Annotated in this window: 20 protein-coding genes, 1 tRNA gene and 1 pseudogene; 11 read left to right on the plus strand and 11 right to left on the minus strand. The window is 45.9% G+C overall.

From position 1 onward, the window contains the following. Nucleotides 1-23: 23 nt before the first annotated feature. From J5A52_00475 to J5A52_00490, 4 genes are all read right to left on the minus strand, one after another. Complete coding sequence (locus tag J5A52_00475; protein ID QUB37581.1) at nucleotides 24-416, minus strand: hypothetical protein; 393 nt, start codon at nucleotides 414-416, stop codon at nucleotides 24-26. 71 nt (nucleotides 417-487) lie between these two features. Next, entirely contained in the window at nucleotides 488-1,057 is a 570-nt protein-coding gene (locus tag J5A52_00480) for a transposase (protein QUB37582.1), read from the minus strand. After that, nucleotides 1,023-1,487 (minus strand): hypothetical protein, encoded by a 465-nt coding sequence (locus J5A52_00485; GenBank protein ID QUB37583.1) that lies wholly within the window; start codon nucleotides 1,485-1,487, stop codon nucleotides 1,023-1,025. The genes J5A52_00480 and J5A52_00485 overlap by 35 nt, the downstream gene beginning before the upstream one ends. Before the next feature lie 362 nt (nucleotides 1,488-1,849). Beyond that, nucleotides 1,850-2,452 carry a hypothetical protein gene (locus J5A52_00490; protein ID QUB37584.1) on the minus strand — a complete coding sequence of 201 codons (603 nt, stop codon included), beginning with the start codon at nucleotides 2,450-2,452 and terminating at the stop codon, nucleotides 1,850-1,852. Between the two features lie 383 nt (nucleotides 2,453-2,835). Here J5A52_00490 and J5A52_00495 point away from each other — a divergent pair, with 383 nt between their 5' ends. Then, a complete protein-coding gene (locus J5A52_00495) occupies nucleotides 2,836-3,213 on the plus strand; it encodes a hypothetical protein (protein ID QUB37585.1) in 378 nt (125 codons plus the stop codon). A gap of 257 nt (nucleotides 3,214-3,470) precedes the next feature. On the opposite strand, the gene rfbA is transcribed toward J5A52_00495, so the two are convergent. The 5 genes and pseudogenes from rfbA to galE form a co-directional block, all read right to left on the minus strand. Beyond that, the gene (rfbA, locus tag J5A52_00500) at nucleotides 3,471-4,325 is read right to left on the minus strand and encodes a glucose-1-phosphate thymidylyltransferase RfbA (protein ID QUB37586.1); all 855 of its coding nucleotides are present in this window, start codon (nucleotides 4,323-4,325) and stop codon (nucleotides 3,471-3,473) included. Next, nucleotides 4,322-5,485, minus strand: coding sequence for an ATP-binding protein (locus J5A52_00505; GenBank protein QUB37587.1), 1,164 nt, complete (start codon nucleotides 5,483-5,485; stop codon nucleotides 4,322-4,324). Before J5A52_00505 ends, rfbA begins: the two co-directional genes overlap by 4 nt. 86 nt (nucleotides 5,486-5,571) lie before the next feature. Continuing rightward, nucleotides 5,572-7,007: pseudogene (locus tag J5A52_00510) on the minus strand (bifunctional dTDP-4-dehydrorhamnose 3,5-epimerase family protein/NAD(P)-dependent oxidoreductase). Between the two features lie 10 nt (nucleotides 7,008-7,017). Next, the gene (rfbB, locus tag J5A52_00515; protein QUB37588.1) at nucleotides 7,018-8,031 is read right to left on the minus strand and encodes a dTDP-glucose 4,6-dehydratase; all 1,014 of its coding nucleotides are present in this window, start codon (nucleotides 8,029-8,031) and stop codon (nucleotides 7,018-7,020) included. A gap of 15 nt (nucleotides 8,032-8,046) precedes the next feature. Next, nucleotides 8,047-9,063 carry a UDP-glucose 4-epimerase GalE gene (galE, locus tag J5A52_00520; protein ID QUB37589.1) on the minus strand — a complete coding sequence of 339 codons (1,017 nt, stop codon included), beginning with the start codon at nucleotides 9,061-9,063 and terminating at the stop codon, nucleotides 8,047-8,049. Nucleotides 9,064-9,115: 52 nt separating this feature from the next. Here galE and J5A52_00525 point away from each other — a divergent pair, with 52 nt between their 5' ends. Then, nucleotides 9,116-9,547: an adenylyltransferase/cytidyltransferase family protein gene (locus tag J5A52_00525; GenBank protein QUB37976.1), complete on the plus strand. Its 432-nt coding sequence runs from the start codon at nucleotides 9,116-9,118 to the stop codon at nucleotides 9,545-9,547. Here the strand turns inward: J5A52_00525 and J5A52_00530 are convergent, their stop codons facing one another. Further along, the gene (locus J5A52_00530; protein ID QUB37977.1) at nucleotides 9,548-10,669 is read right to left on the minus strand and encodes a glycosyltransferase; all 1,122 of its coding nucleotides are present in this window, start codon (nucleotides 10,667-10,669) and stop codon (nucleotides 9,548-9,550) included. Nucleotides 10,670-10,871: 202 nt separating this feature from the next. Here J5A52_00530 and J5A52_00535 point away from each other — a divergent pair, with 202 nt between their 5' ends. Continuing rightward, nucleotides 10,872-11,135, plus strand: coding sequence for a hypothetical protein (locus tag J5A52_00535; protein ID QUB37590.1), 264 nt, complete (start codon nucleotides 10,872-10,874; stop codon nucleotides 11,133-11,135). Between the two features lie 421 nt (nucleotides 11,136-11,556). Here the strand turns inward: J5A52_00535 and J5A52_00540 are convergent, their stop codons facing one another. Further along, entirely contained in the window at nucleotides 11,557-12,993 is a 1,437-nt protein-coding gene (locus tag J5A52_00540) for a sugar transferase (GenBank protein QUB37591.1), read from the minus strand. 40 nt (nucleotides 12,994-13,033) lie between these two features. Here J5A52_00540 and J5A52_00545 point away from each other — a divergent pair, with 40 nt between their 5' ends. The 8 genes from J5A52_00545 to J5A52_00580 all read left to right on the plus strand — a co-directional run bounded on the left by J5A52_00545 (nucleotide 13,034) and on the right by J5A52_00580 (nucleotide 18,459). Beyond that, nucleotides 13,034-14,386 (plus strand): hypothetical protein, encoded by a 1,353-nt coding sequence (locus tag J5A52_00545; protein ID QUB37592.1) that lies wholly within the window; start codon nucleotides 13,034-13,036, stop codon nucleotides 14,384-14,386. Next, nucleotides 14,358-14,696 carry a hypothetical protein gene (locus J5A52_00550; protein QUB37593.1) on the plus strand — a complete coding sequence of 113 codons (339 nt, stop codon included), beginning with the start codon at nucleotides 14,358-14,360 and terminating at the stop codon, nucleotides 14,694-14,696. Before J5A52_00545 ends, J5A52_00550 begins: the two co-directional genes overlap by 29 nt. A 57-nt stretch (nucleotides 14,697-14,753) precedes the next feature. Beyond that, nucleotides 14,754-14,828 (plus strand) — tRNA-Asn (locus J5A52_00555). A gap of 43 nt (nucleotides 14,829-14,871) precedes the next feature. Further along, on the plus strand, nucleotides 14,872-15,600 hold the full coding sequence (locus J5A52_00560; GenBank protein QUB37594.1) for a CBS domain-containing protein: 729 nt from the start codon (nucleotides 14,872-14,874) through the stop codon (nucleotides 15,598-15,600). Nucleotides 15,601-15,767: 167 nt separating this feature from the next. Further along, entirely contained in the window at nucleotides 15,768-16,151 is a 384-nt protein-coding gene (locus J5A52_00565; protein QUB37595.1) for an NUDIX hydrolase, read from the plus strand. Nucleotides 16,152-16,234: 83 nt separating this feature from the next. Beyond that, complete coding sequence (locus tag J5A52_00570; GenBank protein QUB37596.1) at nucleotides 16,235-17,308, plus strand: ATP-grasp domain-containing protein; 1,074 nt, start codon at nucleotides 16,235-16,237, stop codon at nucleotides 17,306-17,308. A gap of 44 nt (nucleotides 17,309-17,352) precedes the next feature. Continuing rightward, a complete protein-coding gene (locus J5A52_00575) occupies nucleotides 17,353-17,880 on the plus strand; it encodes a kinase (GenBank protein ID QUB37597.1) in 528 nt (175 codons plus the stop codon). Continuing rightward, a complete protein-coding gene (locus J5A52_00580; protein QUB37598.1) occupies nucleotides 17,881-18,459 on the plus strand; it encodes a hypothetical protein in 579 nt (192 codons plus the stop codon). Nucleotides 18,460-18,478: the final 19 nt, after the last annotated feature.

The following is an 18,478-nucleotide window of genomic DNA, read 5'->3' on the forward strand; positions in this document are numbered from 1 at the left end:
CCTACGCTTAGTCTGTATTCTTTTTACCTCTTTAGTTCACCAAGTTTATCAATCAATAGCAGAACAACTAACATTAACAACAGCGACGCTACATGCACTACTCTATACCCGCTCGCATACATCGTTGGCGAGACCCACAGCATGGCTGTTGCAGTAGCTGCTAAGAGACAGCCAGTGATGCATATTGCTGCTTTTTGACGGGATCTTATACCAAAAACAATAGCAATTGCAACGATAGTCAGGACTAACGCGCACAGCCAAAATATCACCGGAATCCATTGCGTAAACCCGCCGACATAACGCCACGAAGCATGAAAATTAACAATACCGCCAAAATGAACTTTGCGTAATAGCATCATAAGCTCCACATCAAGCATGATAGTTTTAGCTAGCAAGAACACACTAGCGAAACCCATGATAGCTAGGACTTTTTTATGGAGCCGCCAAAGCATTATACATAGCAAACACCATACTTCGTACCAACCCACTACCTTTGCAACATCTCCGCAGGTGTTCGCATCTGTATACCTAAGTGTACTCTATGGTGGTTGTAATAATCCAGGTACGACGTTAGTCGTGCCTGGATTGCCTGTGTGTTTGTCTGGTAAGAAAGGGTTCTACTAGTACATTCGTCTTGCAAAGTACGATTAAACCGTTCTATGTGAGCGTTATCGTTCGGCCTGCCGAGGCGGCTGTGGCGAGTAACAATGCCATATTGAGCAAGTGTCTGCTCGAAGTGACGACTAAACTCAAGTCCATTGTCAGCCTGCACCATCTTGAAATGGAAGCCAAAAAACTTTTGGGCATCCAAGATGGTTCTCGCGGCCTCTTGGGGTATTATTTGCCTAGCCGCCCTAGCATAGGCCATGCGAGTATATAGGTCAATGACAGTATAAATATATGTGCGCTGGCGGGTATACGGACACACAAAGTGAATAGTGTCCGTCTGGACAAGTTCGCCTGGGGCAGTCGCTCTTGGTCGATGCGGATTACTTCTTATGATCCGTGGCTTTCTGGCGCCGTCAAAGCAGTGGTGTCGCCTGAGAATGCGACGCACGGCTACTCAAGCTCACTACATAGCCTAATACATAGCAGACATGGTGCCACACTACCTCAGCGCATCGCTGTAGTTTCTTCCTCGTCTCCAGCACTGCCCGAACAATATGTGCGGGAATAGCCCGAGAATGACTGTGCGGGCGAGACGATACGGTAGGAATCTGCCACGAGCAGGCACGTAATCGAAACTGAGAGACAGCACCCACTCCAGGAATATATCCAGCAGGAGTAACTTTGCGCTGCTGTCTATTAGCATTGACAAAGCAGACACCGCTATTCTGCTGCCGCCACTTCTGCAGCCAGCGCCAAATAGTACTACGATGCGCACCAGAGCGTAAAGCTACTACGTTGACTGGCAACTGGTCGCATATGAGTAGTTTCATTGCCGAAGCTCTAGCTTTTGGCAGGTTAGGATTGGTAGAATAGGCCACAGCAGGCCCTCCTTTCTGATTAGGTGGTACTAATCTAGTGTAGGATAGTCTGCTTTTTTAGGCAGAGGATGTTGCGAAGGTAGTGAGCCTTTACGATACTATTGACAATGACGCTCCTGTATGGTTTATTATAATATCCATAAACCATCGGATGGAAGATTCTGCTCGCACCGCTGTAGGCACAGTTAGCATGTCAGGAAGCCAGTTGTTAATCTCCTGCTGGATTCTCAAAACATTACCAGACGCACGAACAACACATAACACACCGATAGACAATAACACGGTCATAACAGCTAATAGCACTGCAACTTTTTTCGACCGGTTTTTCTGGTATAAATACCAAGCGAGTACTGCTAAATATATCAGTGCCAGGATAAAACCAAAAATTGCTCATGCGATAAAACCGTAGTAATGCTAGCAACAGACGATACAGCTGTTTGTGCAACCGAAGTCTTGCGCTGTAAAAATATAGCACAAGGCAGATAAATTGCTATTAAGAATAGTGCGCCTACCCAAAAATAGTTCACTGAACCAGTTAACCAAAACACCGACTCTGTCGCTGTGCCTTGTGACAATAGCCATACAAACGTACAGCTAGCCGTAAGTGCCGTTATGTCAACCTTACGATTCTTTGCAGTGCGGATTAAGCGGTAAAATTTAAAAAAGTAAACAGTACCGACCATATACGCAACAGTATTCAACAGCGCCCAGCTAGCCGACCGAGGAGCTAACAGCCAAAGCGCCATCTCAGGAAAGACTCGGCTGCTCCAGCTGTTCCAGCGGTAAGCAATCCAGTCGAATAAACCAAACTCGACCGTCTTAGCTGCGAACCAAATATCGTCGTCGCGGAAAACAGTTCTCAGTGACATGATAAAAAACACTGCTGTGCACAATACGAATATAAGCAGAAACGGTCGGTTGCGTCTGTCGAGAACAGTACGATTAATATCGCCTAAAAGCCTCATATGTACCAAAATTATACCATCACGTAGCTAAAAGGCAAGCAGACGATCTTGGCGTAGATACCCAACATTTAAATGGTAATATTGCGCTGTAGAAGGCTGACAGCTTGACGTCTCAGAACTACTAATACGATTTACAAAGTTGCTTTTGACACATAAGGGTGTCTAGAGCTTGAAAAACAATTACTTGAAAGAATAGTTAATCATATACTAACCAAGCACTGAAAAGCATAATAGTTAAATAGATGTCCAAGAAATAATCCGAGACAAAATTATTCCAACCCTTCACCAGACCAGCGATGGGGCGTATTGGTTCCGCTCCAGACTAGTCAATTGATCTCTGGCGGGTTTGCGAAGCAATTCTAATCAGAGTATAATAACTAAATATGCTGTTAATCGGATTTTGGCTTGTTGTTTATAGTGTTATCGTTGCGCTATCAATTATTTTTCTTGGTAATCCTAGCACGCTTGTTGGTGCGCTTACCGTCAAGTCGCTGCTTGGGCTTTTACTTGACTGGAGGTTTCTTTTGGGAGGTATTCTTGCTTTGGGCGCACGTTTTATCTTCGTGATCATCAACAATCTTGCTTCCAAAAATCCGGATCTTGCTTCAGCGCACCTCACCATTACGGCGGTCGCTACCACTGCAAGTGTTGTTTTTGTGATTCTCGTAAACCATTTCTTGCTTGGCGAGCAACTCCGCCTTTCGCAGATTATTGGAATTGCTATTGTGCTTTTTGGTCTTTATATCGTTTTCGCAAAATGATGCTTGAATAAGTTTAAACACATTCTAGACTTTGGTTTTTCAAACTAGCGCAGGAGTCTTAAATGAATTACTACTATTGAACAGGCGCAAAACGCAAGTGGGTTAGTGCGCCTTTGAATAACTTGGATTGGTTAGTCTCTATATGTAGGTATCCGTCTAATTAGTTTAGCAGGATGGTAGTTTAGTGAGCTGGTGAATTTAGAGCATTTTAATATGATAAACAGCATTTATTATAAGTAAAACGACTAGAGGTGGGGCTATAGGGAAGACAGATAATTACCGTAGCCTGATTTCTTGAGTGGTCGCGCCAGTTCGTTGAGTTGTTCTCGGCTAATGAAGCCTTGTTCGTGGGCGATTTTTTCCGGCGAACCGATGATTTGTCCGGTGCGGGTTTGGATGACGCGGACGAAGTCTTCGGCGTCAGTTAGGCTATTGATCGTGCCGGTGTCGAGCCATACATCGCCGCGTTCAAGCGTAGTAACATTCAGTTTACCGCGGCGTAAATACTCGGCGTTGATTGAAGTAATCTCTAACTCGCCGCGCGCTGATGGCTGGACATTTTTCGCGATTTCTATGACATCGTTATCATAGAAATACAAGCCAACTACAGCGTAGTTTGATTTTGGCTGCTGCGGTTTTTCCTCGATTGATATTGCATGGTTGTGCTCGTCAAATTCTACGACACCATAGCGCTCAGGATCGGACACTTTATATGCGAATACTGTGCCGCCATCCGGGTCAGTGCAGGCGCGTAAGGAATCGTCAAGCGCGTCGCCGTAAAAGATATTATCGCCGAGTACTAGCGCTACCTTATCGTCACCGATAAATTCCTCACCGATGATAAATGCTTGGGCGAGTCCATCCGGGCTTGGTTGAATGGCATAATGCAAATCAAGCCCCCACTGTGAACCATCGCCGAGCAGGCGTTTGAATCCAGCCTGGTCTTCTGGCGTGGTAATAACAAGAATCTCGCGGATACCCGCTTGCATCAGCGTTGTTAGCGGGTAGTAAATCATCGGCTTGTCATAAATTGGCATCAGCTGCTTGCTGATTGCTTTGGTAATTGGCCAGAGGCGCGTGCCAGATCCGCCAGCTAAAATTATTCCTTTCATAGTAATCCTCCTTGGAACAAACTTATTTTATCATCAGGCAATGCTCGAAATAACGTATCATTGAAATTACTTGGATTAACGACGGTATACTCGCTATTTGGGTATAATTTCGTGAACTCTGTAGGAACCTTAGGTTCTTTTTTACCATATTTTATTTCAAATGCCCGAACAACATCTTGTTCATCTTCAATAAGGTCAATTTCCTGTTTTTTGTTGTTTCGCCAGTAATACGAACGAACAAGACGGTCTGTCGTAGAGAGGTATTTTCTACGTTCAAGGATGCAAAAATTTTCCCATAGAGATCCAGCGTCTTCGCGAATATGCAGAGGGCGAAAATCATTAATTAGAGCGTTACGTATACCGAGATCTATAAAATATATTTTCCGAAGCCTACCAACCTCGGCTCGGAGATTTTTACGGTATTGATTGAGCCTGAAAACGATAAATGCTTTTTCCAGCAAATCAATGTAGCGTTCGACAGTTTCGCGGCTGACGCCTAGTTTTCGGCTGAGCTCGCTGTAGTTCACTTCGTTTCCTATCTGGTATGCAAGCAGTTGTAGCAAGTTATTTAAGATAGTTTGGTCGTAAATAACAACAGGCGAGAAAGCATCGCGGAATATGTAATTGATAGCCATATTACGAAGACGTTTCGATGCTTCTTCTCCAGAAAGTGTCCACATACCAGGATAACCGCCGCGCACAGCTAGCGTACGGGCGTGAGCCAGCATTGATGGGGTATCTGTAGACACTTCTCGCACGCTAAGGGGATAAAGCTGGATTTCAATACTTCGTCCGGTAAGAGGTTCAGCGACGCGATTCGCTAAATCAAGGCTAGACGATCCAGTGACGAGCAGCGGGATGCTCGGGTAGCTGTCGTGTAGCAGCTTTAGCGATATTCCAATATTTTCGACCCGCTGCGCCTCATCAATGACGACAAGATCAGTGTCTCCGATGTATGATTTCAGCTCTTGGGCAGACCGTTCTGTAAGGTTAGCGACAACCGTTGGATCATCGCAATTGAGGTAGAGTGGTTTTTTATAGTTTGCGGCAACCTGTTTCGCAAGCGTTGTTTTACCGGTTTGTCGAGCGCCATAGATAATAGCGACAAGCCCTTGATTAAGAACGGATTTTACCGTTGACTGAGCATCTCGCTGAATCATATATCGTAGCGTAACATAGTGATTAACGCAGGTCAACCGTCGAAAAAACGGTGATTAACGCAGGTCAACCGTCGAAAAAACGGTGATTAACGCAGGTTTGTCGTCTCTTTCTTGATATATTCAGATAGATCGTCTTGCCAATTGCGGCTAGTAAATCCTGTCGCATGCAGTTTGTCGAGGCTCATGTCCGATCCGAGCGGCCGCGGTGCAACACCAGGCTTATTGGCAAAGTATTCAGCTGTGGTTGTGTCAGTGACGGTCAGATCATCGCGACCAGCGAGCGTGAAGATTTGCCGGGTGATATTAGCCCAGCTCGCTAGCGATCCGTCGTTGGTGACGTTATACGTACCATAATCAGCGTGCGTGGTGAGTAAGTGATCAATTGCTCGTACGAGTTCCGATGTAAAGGTCAGCCGTCCGATCTGGTCGGACACGACTGTTGGTGAAATATTCTTTTTAGCGAGTTCGAGCATGGTACGGACGAAGTTTTTACCTTCACCGATGACCCAGGTGGTGCGTAAGACGTAGTGTTTTGGTAATAGACTAATAACAATATCGCCCGCAGCTTTACTATCGCCGTAGACAGATAAGGGGCTGAAACTCTCAGTTTCAAGATGCGGTTCGCGCGTGCCGTCAAACACATAGTCGCTTGAAATATGTACAAGCGCCATGTCGTGTTTCAGGCAAACGCGTGCGAGGTTTGCAACCGCTTCGGCGTTTACTCTCCAGGCGGCGACACGACCTTCTGGCGTTTCGGCGGCGTCTACGTTTGTAAACGCGGCGGCGTTGAGAATTATTTCAATCTGAGACCAGTCAAAATTTTCAACAGAATCACGGTCTGTGATGTCAAGCTCGGTTATATCGGCAAATCTGCTACTGGGATATTGCGCGCGTAATGCCGTGCCAAGCTGCCCGTTTGCGCCAACGATAAAGATTTTATTGTCGTCCATAGTTAAACCTCCAGAGGAATTACATTTGCTAATAACGGATGAGCAGCGTCTTTACTGGAAATAATCGCGTCTTTTTGCGAGATTGGCCAGTCAATGCCAAGGACTGGATCGAATAAATTGACGAACGTATACTGCGCGTCCGGCGACCAGTGCGCGTCAACAAGATAGGTGTAAGCGATGTTGTCGTCAAGCGTTTGATAGCCGTTAGCAACACCTTGCGGCACGAAGATCGCTGTTCCCGGATTGATCTCATGCGTAAATATGCGACCGAAGTTTTCGCCTTTTCGCAAATCGCACCACGCACCAAATACGCGTCCGTTTGCTGTTGAGATAAATTTATTCCATGGTTCGGCGTGCAAACCGCGCGTTGCGCCGGCTTTATCATTGAAGCTAATATTGTTTTGCACGATTGTAAATTTAGGTAAGCCGAGAGCTTCCATTTTTTCTTTTTGATAATTTTCTTTGAACCAGCCGCGGTTATCGCCGTGGACAGGCAACTTCACGACGAACAGGCCAGGAATAGGCGATTCGGTGACAGTTAATTCGCTATATGCTGATGGATCAAAATTCATATAATCCTCCTTATTGCCCCTGTTTAGCGTACGCTGCCTCAACTGCTTCTTTTTGCGTACGCCACCAGTCTTCGTGCGTACGATACCAGTCAATAGTTTGTAGCAGGCCATCGTGCATACCTGTTTGGTTGTCGGTATAACGTGGTTGCCATCCCAGCTCATGGCGTAACTTGCTTGAGTCCATGGCGTAACGTTGATCGTGACCCGGTCGATCGTTGACGTGCTCGTACCAGTCCTTGCCTTTGCCCATCAACTCACAGATTTGCTCAATAACCATTTTGTTGTTGACGTGGTCGTTGTCAGCGCCGATGATATATGTTTCGCCCAGTTTGCCTTTTTCTAGAATTATATGGACAGCAGCGTTGTGGTCGTCGACGTGAATCCAGTCGCGAACTTGCTCGCCGGTACCGTAGAGTTTCGGTTTGATGCCGGACAAGATGTTGGTAATTTGGCGCGGAATAAATTTCTCAATGTGCTGGTATGGTCCATAGTTATTAGAACAGTTGGAGATGGTCGCTTTGATTCCAAAGCTACGCATCCAGGCGCGCACCAGCATGTCGCTTGACGCTTTGGTGCTGGAGTAGGGGCTGGATGGATTGTACGGCGTGTTCTCGGTAAAGCGGTTCGGATCGTCTAACTCTAAGTCGCCAAACACTTCGTCGGTGCTAATGTGATGGAGCCGCTTATCGTATTTGCGCACCGCCTCTAATATCGTATACGTGCCAACGATGTTGGTCTCGACAAATGGCCAGGGATTGCGCAGACTATTGTCGTTATGGCTCTCGGCAGCAAAGTGAACAATGGCGTCATTGCTTGCTACTAGCCGATCTATCAACTCGGCGTTGCAAATATCGCCCTCAACAAATTCAATGCGGTCGTTGACAGATTCAAGATTAGCACGGTTGCCAGCATACGTTAGTTTGTCAATTACTGTTACGCGATACTCGGGTTTATGTTTCACGGTGTACTGTACGAAGTTTGACCCGATAAACCCCGCACCTCCCGTGACAAGCAAGTTGGTCATGTATCTAGTATATCATCACGACGAATAGCCATTTGGGTTCTGTGATTGCCAGCGCCAACTATCGTGGCACGCATCTTTGATTGTCAATTCAGCGCGCCAGCCAAGCTCGTGTTCAGCTTTACTGCAATCAGCGTAGCAGGCGGCGATATCGCCTGCGCGGCGCGGTTTGATTTCGTATGGCAGATCTTTGCCGCACGCTTCGCTAAACGCGTGAATGATTTCGAGAACTGACGTACCGTGCCCTGTGCCGAGATTGTATACGTGCGCGCCCGTTTGCATATGCTGCAGAGCAGCGACATGTCCGCGCGCTAAATCAACGACGTGAATATAGTCGCGCACACCTGTGCCGTCTGGTGTATTATAGTCATTGCCAAATACACCAACACTCGTTAATTTGCCAACGGCGACTTGCGCGACATACGGTAATAAATTATTCGGAATGCCATTTGGATCCTCGCCGATCATGCCGGATTCGTGGGCACCGATCGGGTTGAAATAGCGTAAAATCGTCGCCTGAAAATCAGTATGAGCAGCGCTGTAATCACGGACAATCTGTTCAATCATGTATTTCGTCCAACCGTACGGATTCGTGATACCGATGCCGGTTTGCGATGTTTCGCGCAGGGGGAGTTCGCTTGGTGTGCCGTATACGGTTGCTGAGCTGGAGAAGACTAATTTATTCACAGTATGCTTACGCATTGCTTTAAGCAGTGTGAGCGTTGAAACGAGGTTATTATCGTAGTACTCAAGCGGCTTGGTGACCGATTCGCCGACTGCTTTGAGACCCGCGAAGTGAATTACGGCGTCAATAGTATGCGTTGTGAAAATATCATCAAGTGCCGCTTGATCGCGAACATCTGCTTTAATGAATGGAATAGTTGTGTTTGTAATTTTCTCGACGCGCCGCAGGCTTTCGACATTAGCGTTTACAAGATTATCAATTACGACAACATTCAAATTATGTGCGATAAGTTCTATGAGCGTATGGCTGCCAATATATCCAGCGCCGCCCGTGACAAGGATTGTTTTCATAATTCTATGATAAAATAAAGAGCGTTAGACAGCAAATGACGGAGGATAGATGATGAAAATTGTGATTGTAAGCGGATACTTTAATCCGCTGCACGGCGGACATCTTGATATGATTGAGGCAGCGGCGCAGATGGGTGATAAACTGATCGTGATCGTTAACAACGATAAGCAACAGTTGCTAAAAAAAGGCAAAATTATTTTAGATGAAAATAATCGCCTGCGTTTGATGCGTGCGCTTAAGGGCGTTGATCAGGTAATGCTTTCAATTGATGAAGATCCGACGATCATTAAAACGCTTGAAATGGTAGCGGGACAATATCCGGGCGACGAATTGATTTTTGCAAACGGCGGTGATCGTGATACTGAAAAAGCAATTCCGGAAGCAGATGTATGTAGAAAACACAACATCACTATGCGTTTTGATGCAGGTACGGGTAAACCCGATTCATCGACGCGTATTAATCGGGCAACAGGCAACGAATAGTTATCGCCACTGGTCGGACACAACTTTGCGTAGTTTTGTGAGGAATAGCGACTTGTCGAATCGTCGCGCTGTGCGATTGAGTTTACTCGGAAACCAACGAATTGTTTCGGCGCGTTTTATCGCTTCGACGACATCGTCGACCGTTTGACGAGCGAAGAGCACGCCAGTTTCTCCTTGGGTGACGATATCGCGCGTGCCGGCGCTATCATAGCCGATAACAGGTGCGCCGGCGGCAAGGGCTTCAACGCTTACAATGCCGAAGTCTTCGTCGCTTGGGAAAACAAAACCTTTTGCGTGATTGAGCGCACGTTCAACGGCCTCGTCAGAAGCGTCGCCGAAGCGATCGGTATAAAATTCAATCGTTGAACCGGCGATTTTACGCAGTTCGTCATGCATCTCCCCTTTACCGAACACTTTGAGCGGTACGCCTAATTTTGTGCACGCGGCTACCGCTAAATCAAATCGTTTATTCGGCAACTGGCGCCCCAGCGTGACATAGTAATCGCTGCGCGTACGGGCAGGCGTGAATCGATGTGTCTCGACTGGTGGGTAAATGACGGTCGCTTGCTTGCCGTAATAGGTTTTAATACGCTTTTGCGTCTCGGTGCTATTAGCGATCCAAACATCTACGCGCTGTGCTGCTTCGTAGTCAAGTTTTCGCTGGTGCGGCACGAGAATTGGCATAAGCGTCCGTATGACTGGATTAAGCATGCCGAACCCGGGTTGTTTGCGGTATAAATCGTAGTGGCTCCAATAATAACGTGCGGGCGTATGGCAATACGAAATAATTTTTTGATCGGGACGCGATTTTTTGATCTGGTTCGCATTCAAATAGGCGCTCGTGAGAATGATGTCAAACTCTCTTAAGTCGAACTCCTGAAATGCCTTAACCGCAAGCGTTGGAAATAGTCGATGCGTTTTGCGCAGGAATCTTGGTAACTTTTGTAGTTTTGATGTGCGTACATCGGCGTTGCTGAACGCAGGCACGGCTTTGGGATTGTATAGTGCGGTATAAATCGGTGCGTCAGGGAAGGCTTCGTGCATCGCGAGTACGACATTTTCAGCGCCGCCCATCACAGTGAGAAACTCGCATACAATTGCAATCTTTGGAGTGGTCATAATAGTAGTATACCGTTTTGTGGTGGCGTTCTGCTAGATTGCTTAGAAACTAAAAAATATATGGCTAGAGCTAACTACCCTAAATTATTCAAATATCCATTAATATACCTAAGGTTTACGCTTGTTCCATTTTAGTTGACTGTACCATTGAACCCATTTTATTGATAGACGAGACGACGAGATGCTATTGTGTGCAATATGTCTTATGAATAAGGCTGTTATCTTTGATGGCGATGGCACTTTGTGGCGACCGATTGGAGGTGGCAAAAATTTGCGTCCTGATGTAATTTACCGAGGTGGAAAAGTTGAGAAAAATAGTCATCTTCGTCTGGAGATAGTTAATGGTGCGTATGAAATGCTTTTTCGGTTACGTGGTCAAGGATACAAGATCTTTGTTGTTTCGGCGCATCCTGTGCCCGGGAAAGGGACGCTTGAGGAACTTAAATCAAAAATAGTCGATAGGCATTGAGCATCTTGTTGACGGCTTCTTTTGTTCCGATGGCGGGGATAAAGATGGCAAAGCGAAGGTTATACGTGATATTGTTGTTGATTTTGGGCTTGATAAGGCACAGACTTATACGGTGGGTGATAGCTATTATTATGATTATGAGGCTGGTAAAAAGGCAAGCGTAAATAGTTTTTTGTTAGAAATGGTTACTGTAAACAACCCTTTCCTCTTCTTAATGATGTTTGCTCCATTGATCGTATAACTGATCTGGTAGTGAAATAATACAGAGTCTCTATGGATGTTTTTTCTATAAGTCAGGGCAGTGTACTCCTCTCTTCCTACGACGGTTCTATACAACTTGCAGACTCACGGCTCAAGGCCGTTTCTATGTTGAAACGTATTCACTGGGTGTTTAGGCTGGGTTGCTAAACTGAGGGTAGTTCTATCGTGCGCCTGTCTTACGGACAACGACGGCGATTGTTTTGAATAGGATGCGTAAATCAAGCCAAAAACTCCAGTTTTGCGCGTAGTATAATTCTAGCTCAATTCGCTCGTCGAAGCTCAGGTCGGATCGCCCTGACACTTGCCATAGCCCTGTGACGCCTGACTTGACGCTATGTAAGAGTGCGGTACGCGATTGGCTAAACTTGACCTCTTGCGGCAAGATTGGGCGCGGACCGACGAGGCTTAACTCGCCGCGTAGCACATTGATAAACTGCGGAAATTCGTCAAGCGACGTGTCACGCAATATTTTGCCGAAACGCGTAATGCGCGGATCATTCTCAACTTTGTGATTGCGCCGATATTCGTCTGCTAAGTCTGGTCGCCCCATATCCTCAAATTCTAAACTGGCATCTTTTTTGCCATACTGCGCGCCCATAGTACGGAACTTGTATAACTTAATCGGTTTAGAATACTGGCTTAGGCGCTTGGATCGATAGAAAATTGGGCCGGGATTAAAGATTTTTTGAAGAAGTGATAATACAAGTAAAACGCTGCCCCACAGTGGCAGCGCTGCAACGACGAGAATAAAATCAAACAGACGTTTGCAAACCGCCCCCCAGCCAATTAGTGGTGTCTGGCTAACGGTAATCATTGGATAGCCAAGGAACACGTCGATTGTGTTTTTGCCAGTATAGAACTCGGGTTCGCCAGGAATAAAATTATATTGGATATGCGCGATTTGCGCAGCGCTTAATATTTTATGATTGCGCGTTCCGCTATCATACAAATCGGTTTGAATGATGGTGGTAATATTCAACTTATCAATATCTTGCAGCGCGTCTTCAACGCGCGTGTAATGGTTAATGCCAAGATGCGGCGGCAATAATCGAGCTGGACCGGCAAATGCGACAATCTGATAACCAGACTTATGCGTTGACCCAAGCGCTAACGCGATATCGGTTGTTGCGTCGGAATTGCCGATCACAAGCACACGGCTTACGCCGCGTCCATAGCGAAATAGCTCATGGCGAATATCGCGTATTAATTCGCGCGCGACAATAATCGCAGCGGTTGAACCGATGAACACGTACGATGCCACCAGCCGCGCCGGAAAAATATGAATATTTGTAAAATATTCCCAGCCAATCACAAGTAAAATGCCAATAAATGTGCCGAGAATGATGCGACTCCATTCGACGAGCCGGCGCGTGTAAATGCCTGCGCTATAAAGTCCAAGCGACGCAAAAATTAAAACCCACACAGGTGCAATTGCTAAGAAGCTGACGATATAATCGGTCGCGTAAACAGCGTGTAAGAGCGCACGGTGATCGAGTTGCGTGCGTACATAATATGCCAAAGAAAACACGGTAGCAAGTATGATTGTGTCGACAATCATTAACAAAATACTATATGCTTTCGTATTTCTCGACGGCATGAGTACTGCCATTATAACAATTCCGTTATAATAGCACTAGATGAAACATGCTATTTTGCGATTGGCAGCGCCGCGGTATAGATCTATTTTGGATCGTATAATTATTGGGCTACTTGTTGCGATTATGGCGCTAATTGTAGTTCATGCGCCGCTGAGCGTATTTATTGGCAGTAAGGTTCCAGCGTTTGCACTTGGTATAAAGGCCTGGAAAGAGATCATGATGGTGATCGCTGCGCTTTTGGTTGTGCTACGGTACGGGCGGCGTTTGGTACGTGATTTTCGCCGTGATTCGCTCGTGATTTTGTGCGGCTTGTATGTCGTGCTGCACATTGTGTTGGTGCTGCCGGCGGCAAATGGTGGATTGGCAGCAATTGCCGGACTGATGGTTGATTTGCGTTATATTGTTTATTTCGTGTTAGTATATGTGGTTACGCGCTATAATCCGCGGTATCGCGCGTGGCTGTGGCATACGGCAGCAATTGGCGCAGCGGTTGTGCTAGGGTTTTTGTTAGCACAGTTTGTACTGCCAGTTGATTTTTTGAAGTATCTCGGCTACAACAAAACAACGATCGCGCCATATATGCTGGTCGACATGAATCCGGCGTTTGTGCGCTACAACAGCACGCTGCGCGGTCCGAACCCGCTTGGCGCGTATGCGATTATTGTTGTCAGTATTGCAACGGCGTGGTGGCTTATACGAGCGAAAAAATTGCGCGATAAGCGGTGGCTAGCATTGCCGGCGTTCTATGCGGCTATCGGAACGGTTGCGGTGTGGGTGAGCTATTCGCGCAGCGCGTTAGTGGCGGCAGCTGGTAGCATTGGGTTGGTTGCAGTGCTTCAGCTTGGTTGTAGAGTTTCGCGGCGCGTATGGCTAGCGGGCATAGGAATCATGATAGCGTGCGCGGCGGGACTATACCTGATTCGCGGTACGGAATTTTTCCATACGGTTATAATTCACGACAATCCTGCAACGGGTGCACACACCACATCAAATGACGACCATGCCAAGTCGCTATCGGCGGGTATTGCGCGTATGGCGCAGCAACCGCTTGGGGCTGGTGTCGGTACGACAGGTTCGGCGGCAATGTACGGCAGTATGCCGCATATCATCGAAAATCAATACGTGATGGTGGCGCACGAAGTTGGCTGGTTGGGGCTCGTTCTGTTTGTATTGATCTATACACTCGTGCTGCGTGGTTTATGGAAGCAGCGGCGGCAGTGGTATGCGGTCGGATTATGGGCGAGCGGCGTTGGGCTGGTGCTTGTCGGGATTGTACTGCCGGTATGGGCGGATGACACCGTGTCAATCGTGTGGTGGGGGCTGGCAGCGGCAGTTTGTAGTAAAAATTACAAAGGAGAAATATATGGTACATCCCACAAAAAAACAACGTGAATTACTTAATTTTATTGACGGTTTTATCAAAGGAAACGGCTATAGTCCAAGCTTTCGTGAAATTATGCGTGCGCTTGACTACAAAAGCGTGTCGACGGTCGCTGCACACGTGAATGGGCTTATTGCGCGTGGTTGGCTGGTTAAAAAAGATAATTCAGCGCGTACACTTGAGGTGGTACAAGGTGCCGCCGAGCAGCCGTGGTGGAGCCACTTAGAGCATGAAGTGAAAAAACGTGAAGGAATAAGCGACGAAGCAGCACAGAAAGAATGCGATATTTTGCGGCAAGCGCTTGCGATTGTTAAGCGGTGACAGCCAGTGTGTCCGCCTTTACAATTTTGCACTGATACAGTACAATTACTGATGTATTCCGGGGTAGCTCAGCGGTAGAGCGGATGGCTGTTAACCATTAGGCCGCGGGTTCGAACCCCGCCCCCGGAGCCAAGAACTTATTTTAAATCTATTGAGACAGTAGGGCTGGTGCAGCGTGACAAGGGCGGAAAAGTATAGATGCGAGTTTAATAGATTAGAGAAGATACTGAAAAGAAAAGACGGCGCGTCAGATGAAAAATCAATACGGTCAGTTGTAGAATCATTGGCAAGAAAACGAGGAAATCGTGTCATTCGGCAGTATAAAGAAGAGATTATACAGCATATACAACTTAGGAATGCTATCGTTCATCAGTCAACAAACATGACTATAGCTGAACCGCATGAAGAAACGATATCTGAGTTGCGTAAGTTGAGGGAGCATATTGAACGACCGAAAACTGCTTGGGATATTGCGACGAAACCACTAGTGACGATTGCCTTAGATGACGACTTATCTCACGCGATTCGTTGCATGGTTGAAAAGTGCATCACAAGTTTGCCGATAATTGCCGATAAAAAGGTGGTTGGTTTCGTTTCCGAAAGAACTATCGTGCGGGCGATTAATAGCGCGTTTGAAATTGGCGGTGCATTTGTTGATGAGGCAAAAATACAGGACATTAGGTATGATATGCCGTACGGAGATGATATTGATACGTATGGTTATGTTTCCAGAGATACAACTGTTTATGAGGTTGAAGATATGTTTATTGACGCAATTAAGGACAAGAGGCGTCTTCTGGCGATTCTCGTATCTGAAAATGGCACTGAGTCGGCTATGCCGCTTGGGATTATCACGGCCTGGGATTTGTATAAAATTGATAAGCAAAAAAAGCAAGTTGGATAGAGTTGTCGCAACGATTGGTTGGGACTAAGGATCGTGCGATGCTCGTTTATCAAGGTAGGGAAGGTAGGATGAGCTCATCTCAAGACAGCGCTACCCTAGCCGAAGGGCAGCAAGTTATAACCGCATGTGCCGTTATACATCGAAAAGGCAGTAACGGGCATGAGATCATGGTTGCGCGTAGAGCGCTAACAAAGAAGTTCTTGCCAGGCAAGCTAGAACTGCCAGGCGGACACATTGAGTTTGGCGAAACATTAGTTGATGGTTTACGTAGAGAGCTAAAGGAAGAGCTCGGTATTGATGTTGTGGTCAGAGACACTGTCGGCGCTTTCACGTATGTAAATGAAGTGAAACGCTCGCATTCAGTTGAAATTATCTTTTTCGCACAACTAGCAAACGGTTGCCTGCCAAAGATAAACCTTGCTGATCATTCTGAAGTTATTTGGGCAAACCGAAACAATCTAAATGTTATTAAAACTGAAAATGGTTCTAACGATCAAGAGTTTCCATTTCTCGTACGAGCACTTGACCTATTAGATGGAAGAGCCTCTTAATATTCTCACAGACATAAGACGCGTCCGGAGGCTGGATGCCAGGACAGCTGTATTTTAGTGCTATAGTGTAAGGTGTGGTAAAGATGCCTAAAGTCAAAATGAATAAATTAACAGTAGATGATATATCAGAGATAAACGTTTCTGATACCTTGCATTTGATAGACTTTCGTGCGACTGGCGAAACGCTTGAACATGAAATACCGAGCATGTTTTTGTATGAGAACCTTTCGCAGTGGCTTATTCCTTTTAATTCAAGAAGAAAGTGCGGTAAATACGTCATAAATTCACCTGAATTATTGCGCAATGATGTCCGTGAGGATAATTTTATAGTTGCATTGCCTGGTAAAAAAGCGTCTATAAGTTTAATTGATCGATTAGATAAACCGGTTGTTGGCGTTAACAAAGTTTGGGCGGCAATACCACACCCATCGATTGACAACTACTGCAAAAGGCATAATTTAGCACTTAATTATTGTTATGCAGATTATTTACGTTACAACGATAAGCTTGCACAGAAAGAGATACTTCGTGAGCTCTCGCCAGAATTTTTTGTTATTACCCCAGAGAACTTTGAAAATGTTGTGAAACGAGAGAGGGGGTATATTAAGGCGGCACGTGGTGCGGGAGGCTTTAGTGTTTTGAACCTTAAGACTGACGCGCGTGAAATCGTTAATCGTCGCCATGAAATCACCTCCGGCGGCGTGAAGTGGTACTATGAGGTTAAGGCTCATGGTGCACCGCATAGTATGCAAATATACAAACACGGCAGCGAATATACACTTTACGGTTTCTCCGAACAGTATATGGATGGAACTCATTTTGTTGGTGCTAAAGTGCTAGACATTAAAGCTGTAATGGAAGATAGGCTATATAATTTTGTGGCTGAGACGTGCCGCAGGATTGACTCGCTTATCCATAGCTATACAGGATTTTTTGGTATTGACTTGATGATAAGCAAGGATAGTCTAGATGTACTAGAGTGTAATATTAGATTGACGGCTGCAACACTGCCGACGCTGCTCGCAAACGCAATTGGCATATATAGATATGTGGAGTATTTTGAAGAGGTACCGTTGTTGTCAGTAGATACGGCTGATACTGTATTGGTAAGGTCGGAGTATATGGGTAATGCAATTATAATTCGCCCATACCGATAATATGATTTTCTGTAAAGTATCATTATAAATTATATAATAGACATGTGGAAGATTCGCATCTCATCATCCTCCGCGGTAATTCTGGCAGCGGTAAGACAACGGTGGCAAAACGGTTGTTTGACCATTTCCATGCGGACGCGATGCTTGTGTCGCAAGATGTCGTGCGCCGTACCATGCTTCGTGTTAAAGACGTACCGAATAATCCAGCAGTTGAACTTATCTATAAACTGTGTTTGTACGGCAATCGTCTTAATAAGATTGTCATTCTAGAGGGAATTTTGCGCCGCGACGTGTACGGCAATAAGCTTACAGAATTAATGGTAAATTTTAATGGAGCCGTTCATATTTATTACCTTGATATTCCGTTTGATGAAACATTACGCCGGCACGCCACGAAGCCGAATACACATGAGTTTGGCGAGGCGGAGATGCGCCAATGGTGGAGGAGCAATGACGTACTTGGTGTAAAAGAAGAACAGATATTTAATGAAAAGATGAGCGCAGATGATATGCTGAGAAAGATATTGAATGATTGCGTGACAGGCAGCAATAACACTATGAAGGGGTCATGAATGAAACTCCTCTATGCAACCACCAACATACATAAGCTTCGCGGTGCTAATCGTGCACTTGCCGGTACAGGTATTGAATTAATGCTGCCAAGCATTGATCTACCGGACGTTCCAGAAATTCAATCAGATGATCAAACGGAAGTTTCGGTCGACAAGGCGATAAAATACCATGCGTTATTGCGCTGCCCTATAGTAGTGATGGATTCAGGGTTGTTTATTGAACCGCTCGGTGGCTTTCCTGGTGTGTATACAAAGTACGTACTTGGTGTACTCGGTATAGATAAGTTGGTTAATCTAGTGCAAAATATTGAAAAGCCAGTAGCATTCACGCAGCGAACGATTACATATTTTGATGGCGTGACGCTCAAGACGTTTTCATCAAAAGTGACTGGTACATTAGTTCGTGAACCGCGTGGCATGAATGGGCGTAATTACGATAAATATTTTGTCGCTGACGGCAGAGACAAAACTATTGCAGAGTTCTCTGACGAGGAACAAACAGCGCTGACTGCGCCAGTATGGCAGGAATTTGCAGCGTGGGTGAATAAGCACAAAAAGGATTTGTGTAGCAGTAAATAATACACTGAAAGAGGAGCTG

Source organism: TM7 phylum sp. oral taxon 349 (genome assembly GCA_018127705.1).
Classification (GTDB): domain Bacteria; phylum Patescibacteriota; class Saccharimonadia; order Saccharimonadales; family Saccharimonadaceae; genus Saccharimonas.

What these genes read in the sequence shown, in the direction of transcription:
- galE (QUB37589.1), bottom strand. Translation starts at nt 9,063, where the DNA reads ATGAAAACAATCCTTGTCACGGGCGGCGCTGGATATATTGGCAGCCAT.
- J5A52_00540 (QUB37591.1), bottom strand. Translation starts at nt 12,993, where the DNA reads ATGCCGTCGAGAAATACGAAAGCATATAGTATTTTGTTAATGATTGTC.
- J5A52_00525 (QUB37976.1), top strand. Translation starts at nt 9,116, where the DNA reads ATGAAAATTGTGATTGTAAGCGGATACTTTAATCCGCTGCACGGCGGA.
- J5A52_00565 (QUB37595.1), top strand. Translation starts at nt 15,768, where the DNA reads ATGGTTGCGCGTAGAGCGCTAACAAAGAAGTTCTTGCCAGGCAAGCTA.
- J5A52_00475 (QUB37581.1), bottom strand. Translation starts at nt 416, where the DNA reads ATGGGTTTCGCTAGTGTGTTCTTGCTAGCTAAAACTATCATGCTTGAT.
- J5A52_00570 (QUB37596.1), top strand. Translation starts at nt 16,235, where the DNA reads ATGCCTAAAGTCAAAATGAATAAATTAACAGTAGATGATATATCAGAG.
- J5A52_00545 (QUB37592.1), top strand. Translation starts at nt 13,034, where the DNA reads ATGAAACATGCTATTTTGCGATTGGCAGCGCCGCGGTATAGATCTATT.
- J5A52_00550 (QUB37593.1), top strand. Translation starts at nt 14,358, where the DNA reads ATGGTACATCCCACAAAAAAACAACGTGAATTACTTAATTTTATTGAC.
- J5A52_00505 (QUB37587.1), bottom strand. Translation starts at nt 5,485, where the DNA reads ATGATTCAGCGAGATGCTCAGTCAACGGTAAAATCCGTTCTTAATCAA.
- J5A52_00580 (QUB37598.1), top strand. Translation starts at nt 17,881, where the DNA reads ATGAAACTCCTCTATGCAACCACCAACATACATAAGCTTCGCGGTGCT.
- J5A52_00535 (QUB37590.1), top strand. Translation starts at nt 10,872, where the DNA reads ATGAATAAGGCTGTTATCTTTGATGGCGATGGCACTTTGTGGCGACCG.
- rfbA (QUB37586.1), bottom strand. Translation starts at nt 4,325, where the DNA reads ATGAAAGGAATAATTTTAGCTGGCGGATCTGGCACGCGCCTCTGGCCA.
- J5A52_00495 (QUB37585.1), top strand. Translation starts at nt 2,836, where the DNA reads ATGCTGTTAATCGGATTTTGGCTTGTTGTTTATAGTGTTATCGTTGCG.
- rfbB (QUB37588.1), bottom strand. Translation starts at nt 8,031, where the DNA reads ATGACCAACTTGCTTGTCACGGGAGGTGCGGGGTTTATCGGGTCAAAC.
- J5A52_00490 (QUB37584.1), bottom strand. Translation starts at nt 2,452, where the DNA reads ATGAGGCTTTTAGGCGATATTAATCGTACTGTTCTCGACAGACGCAAC.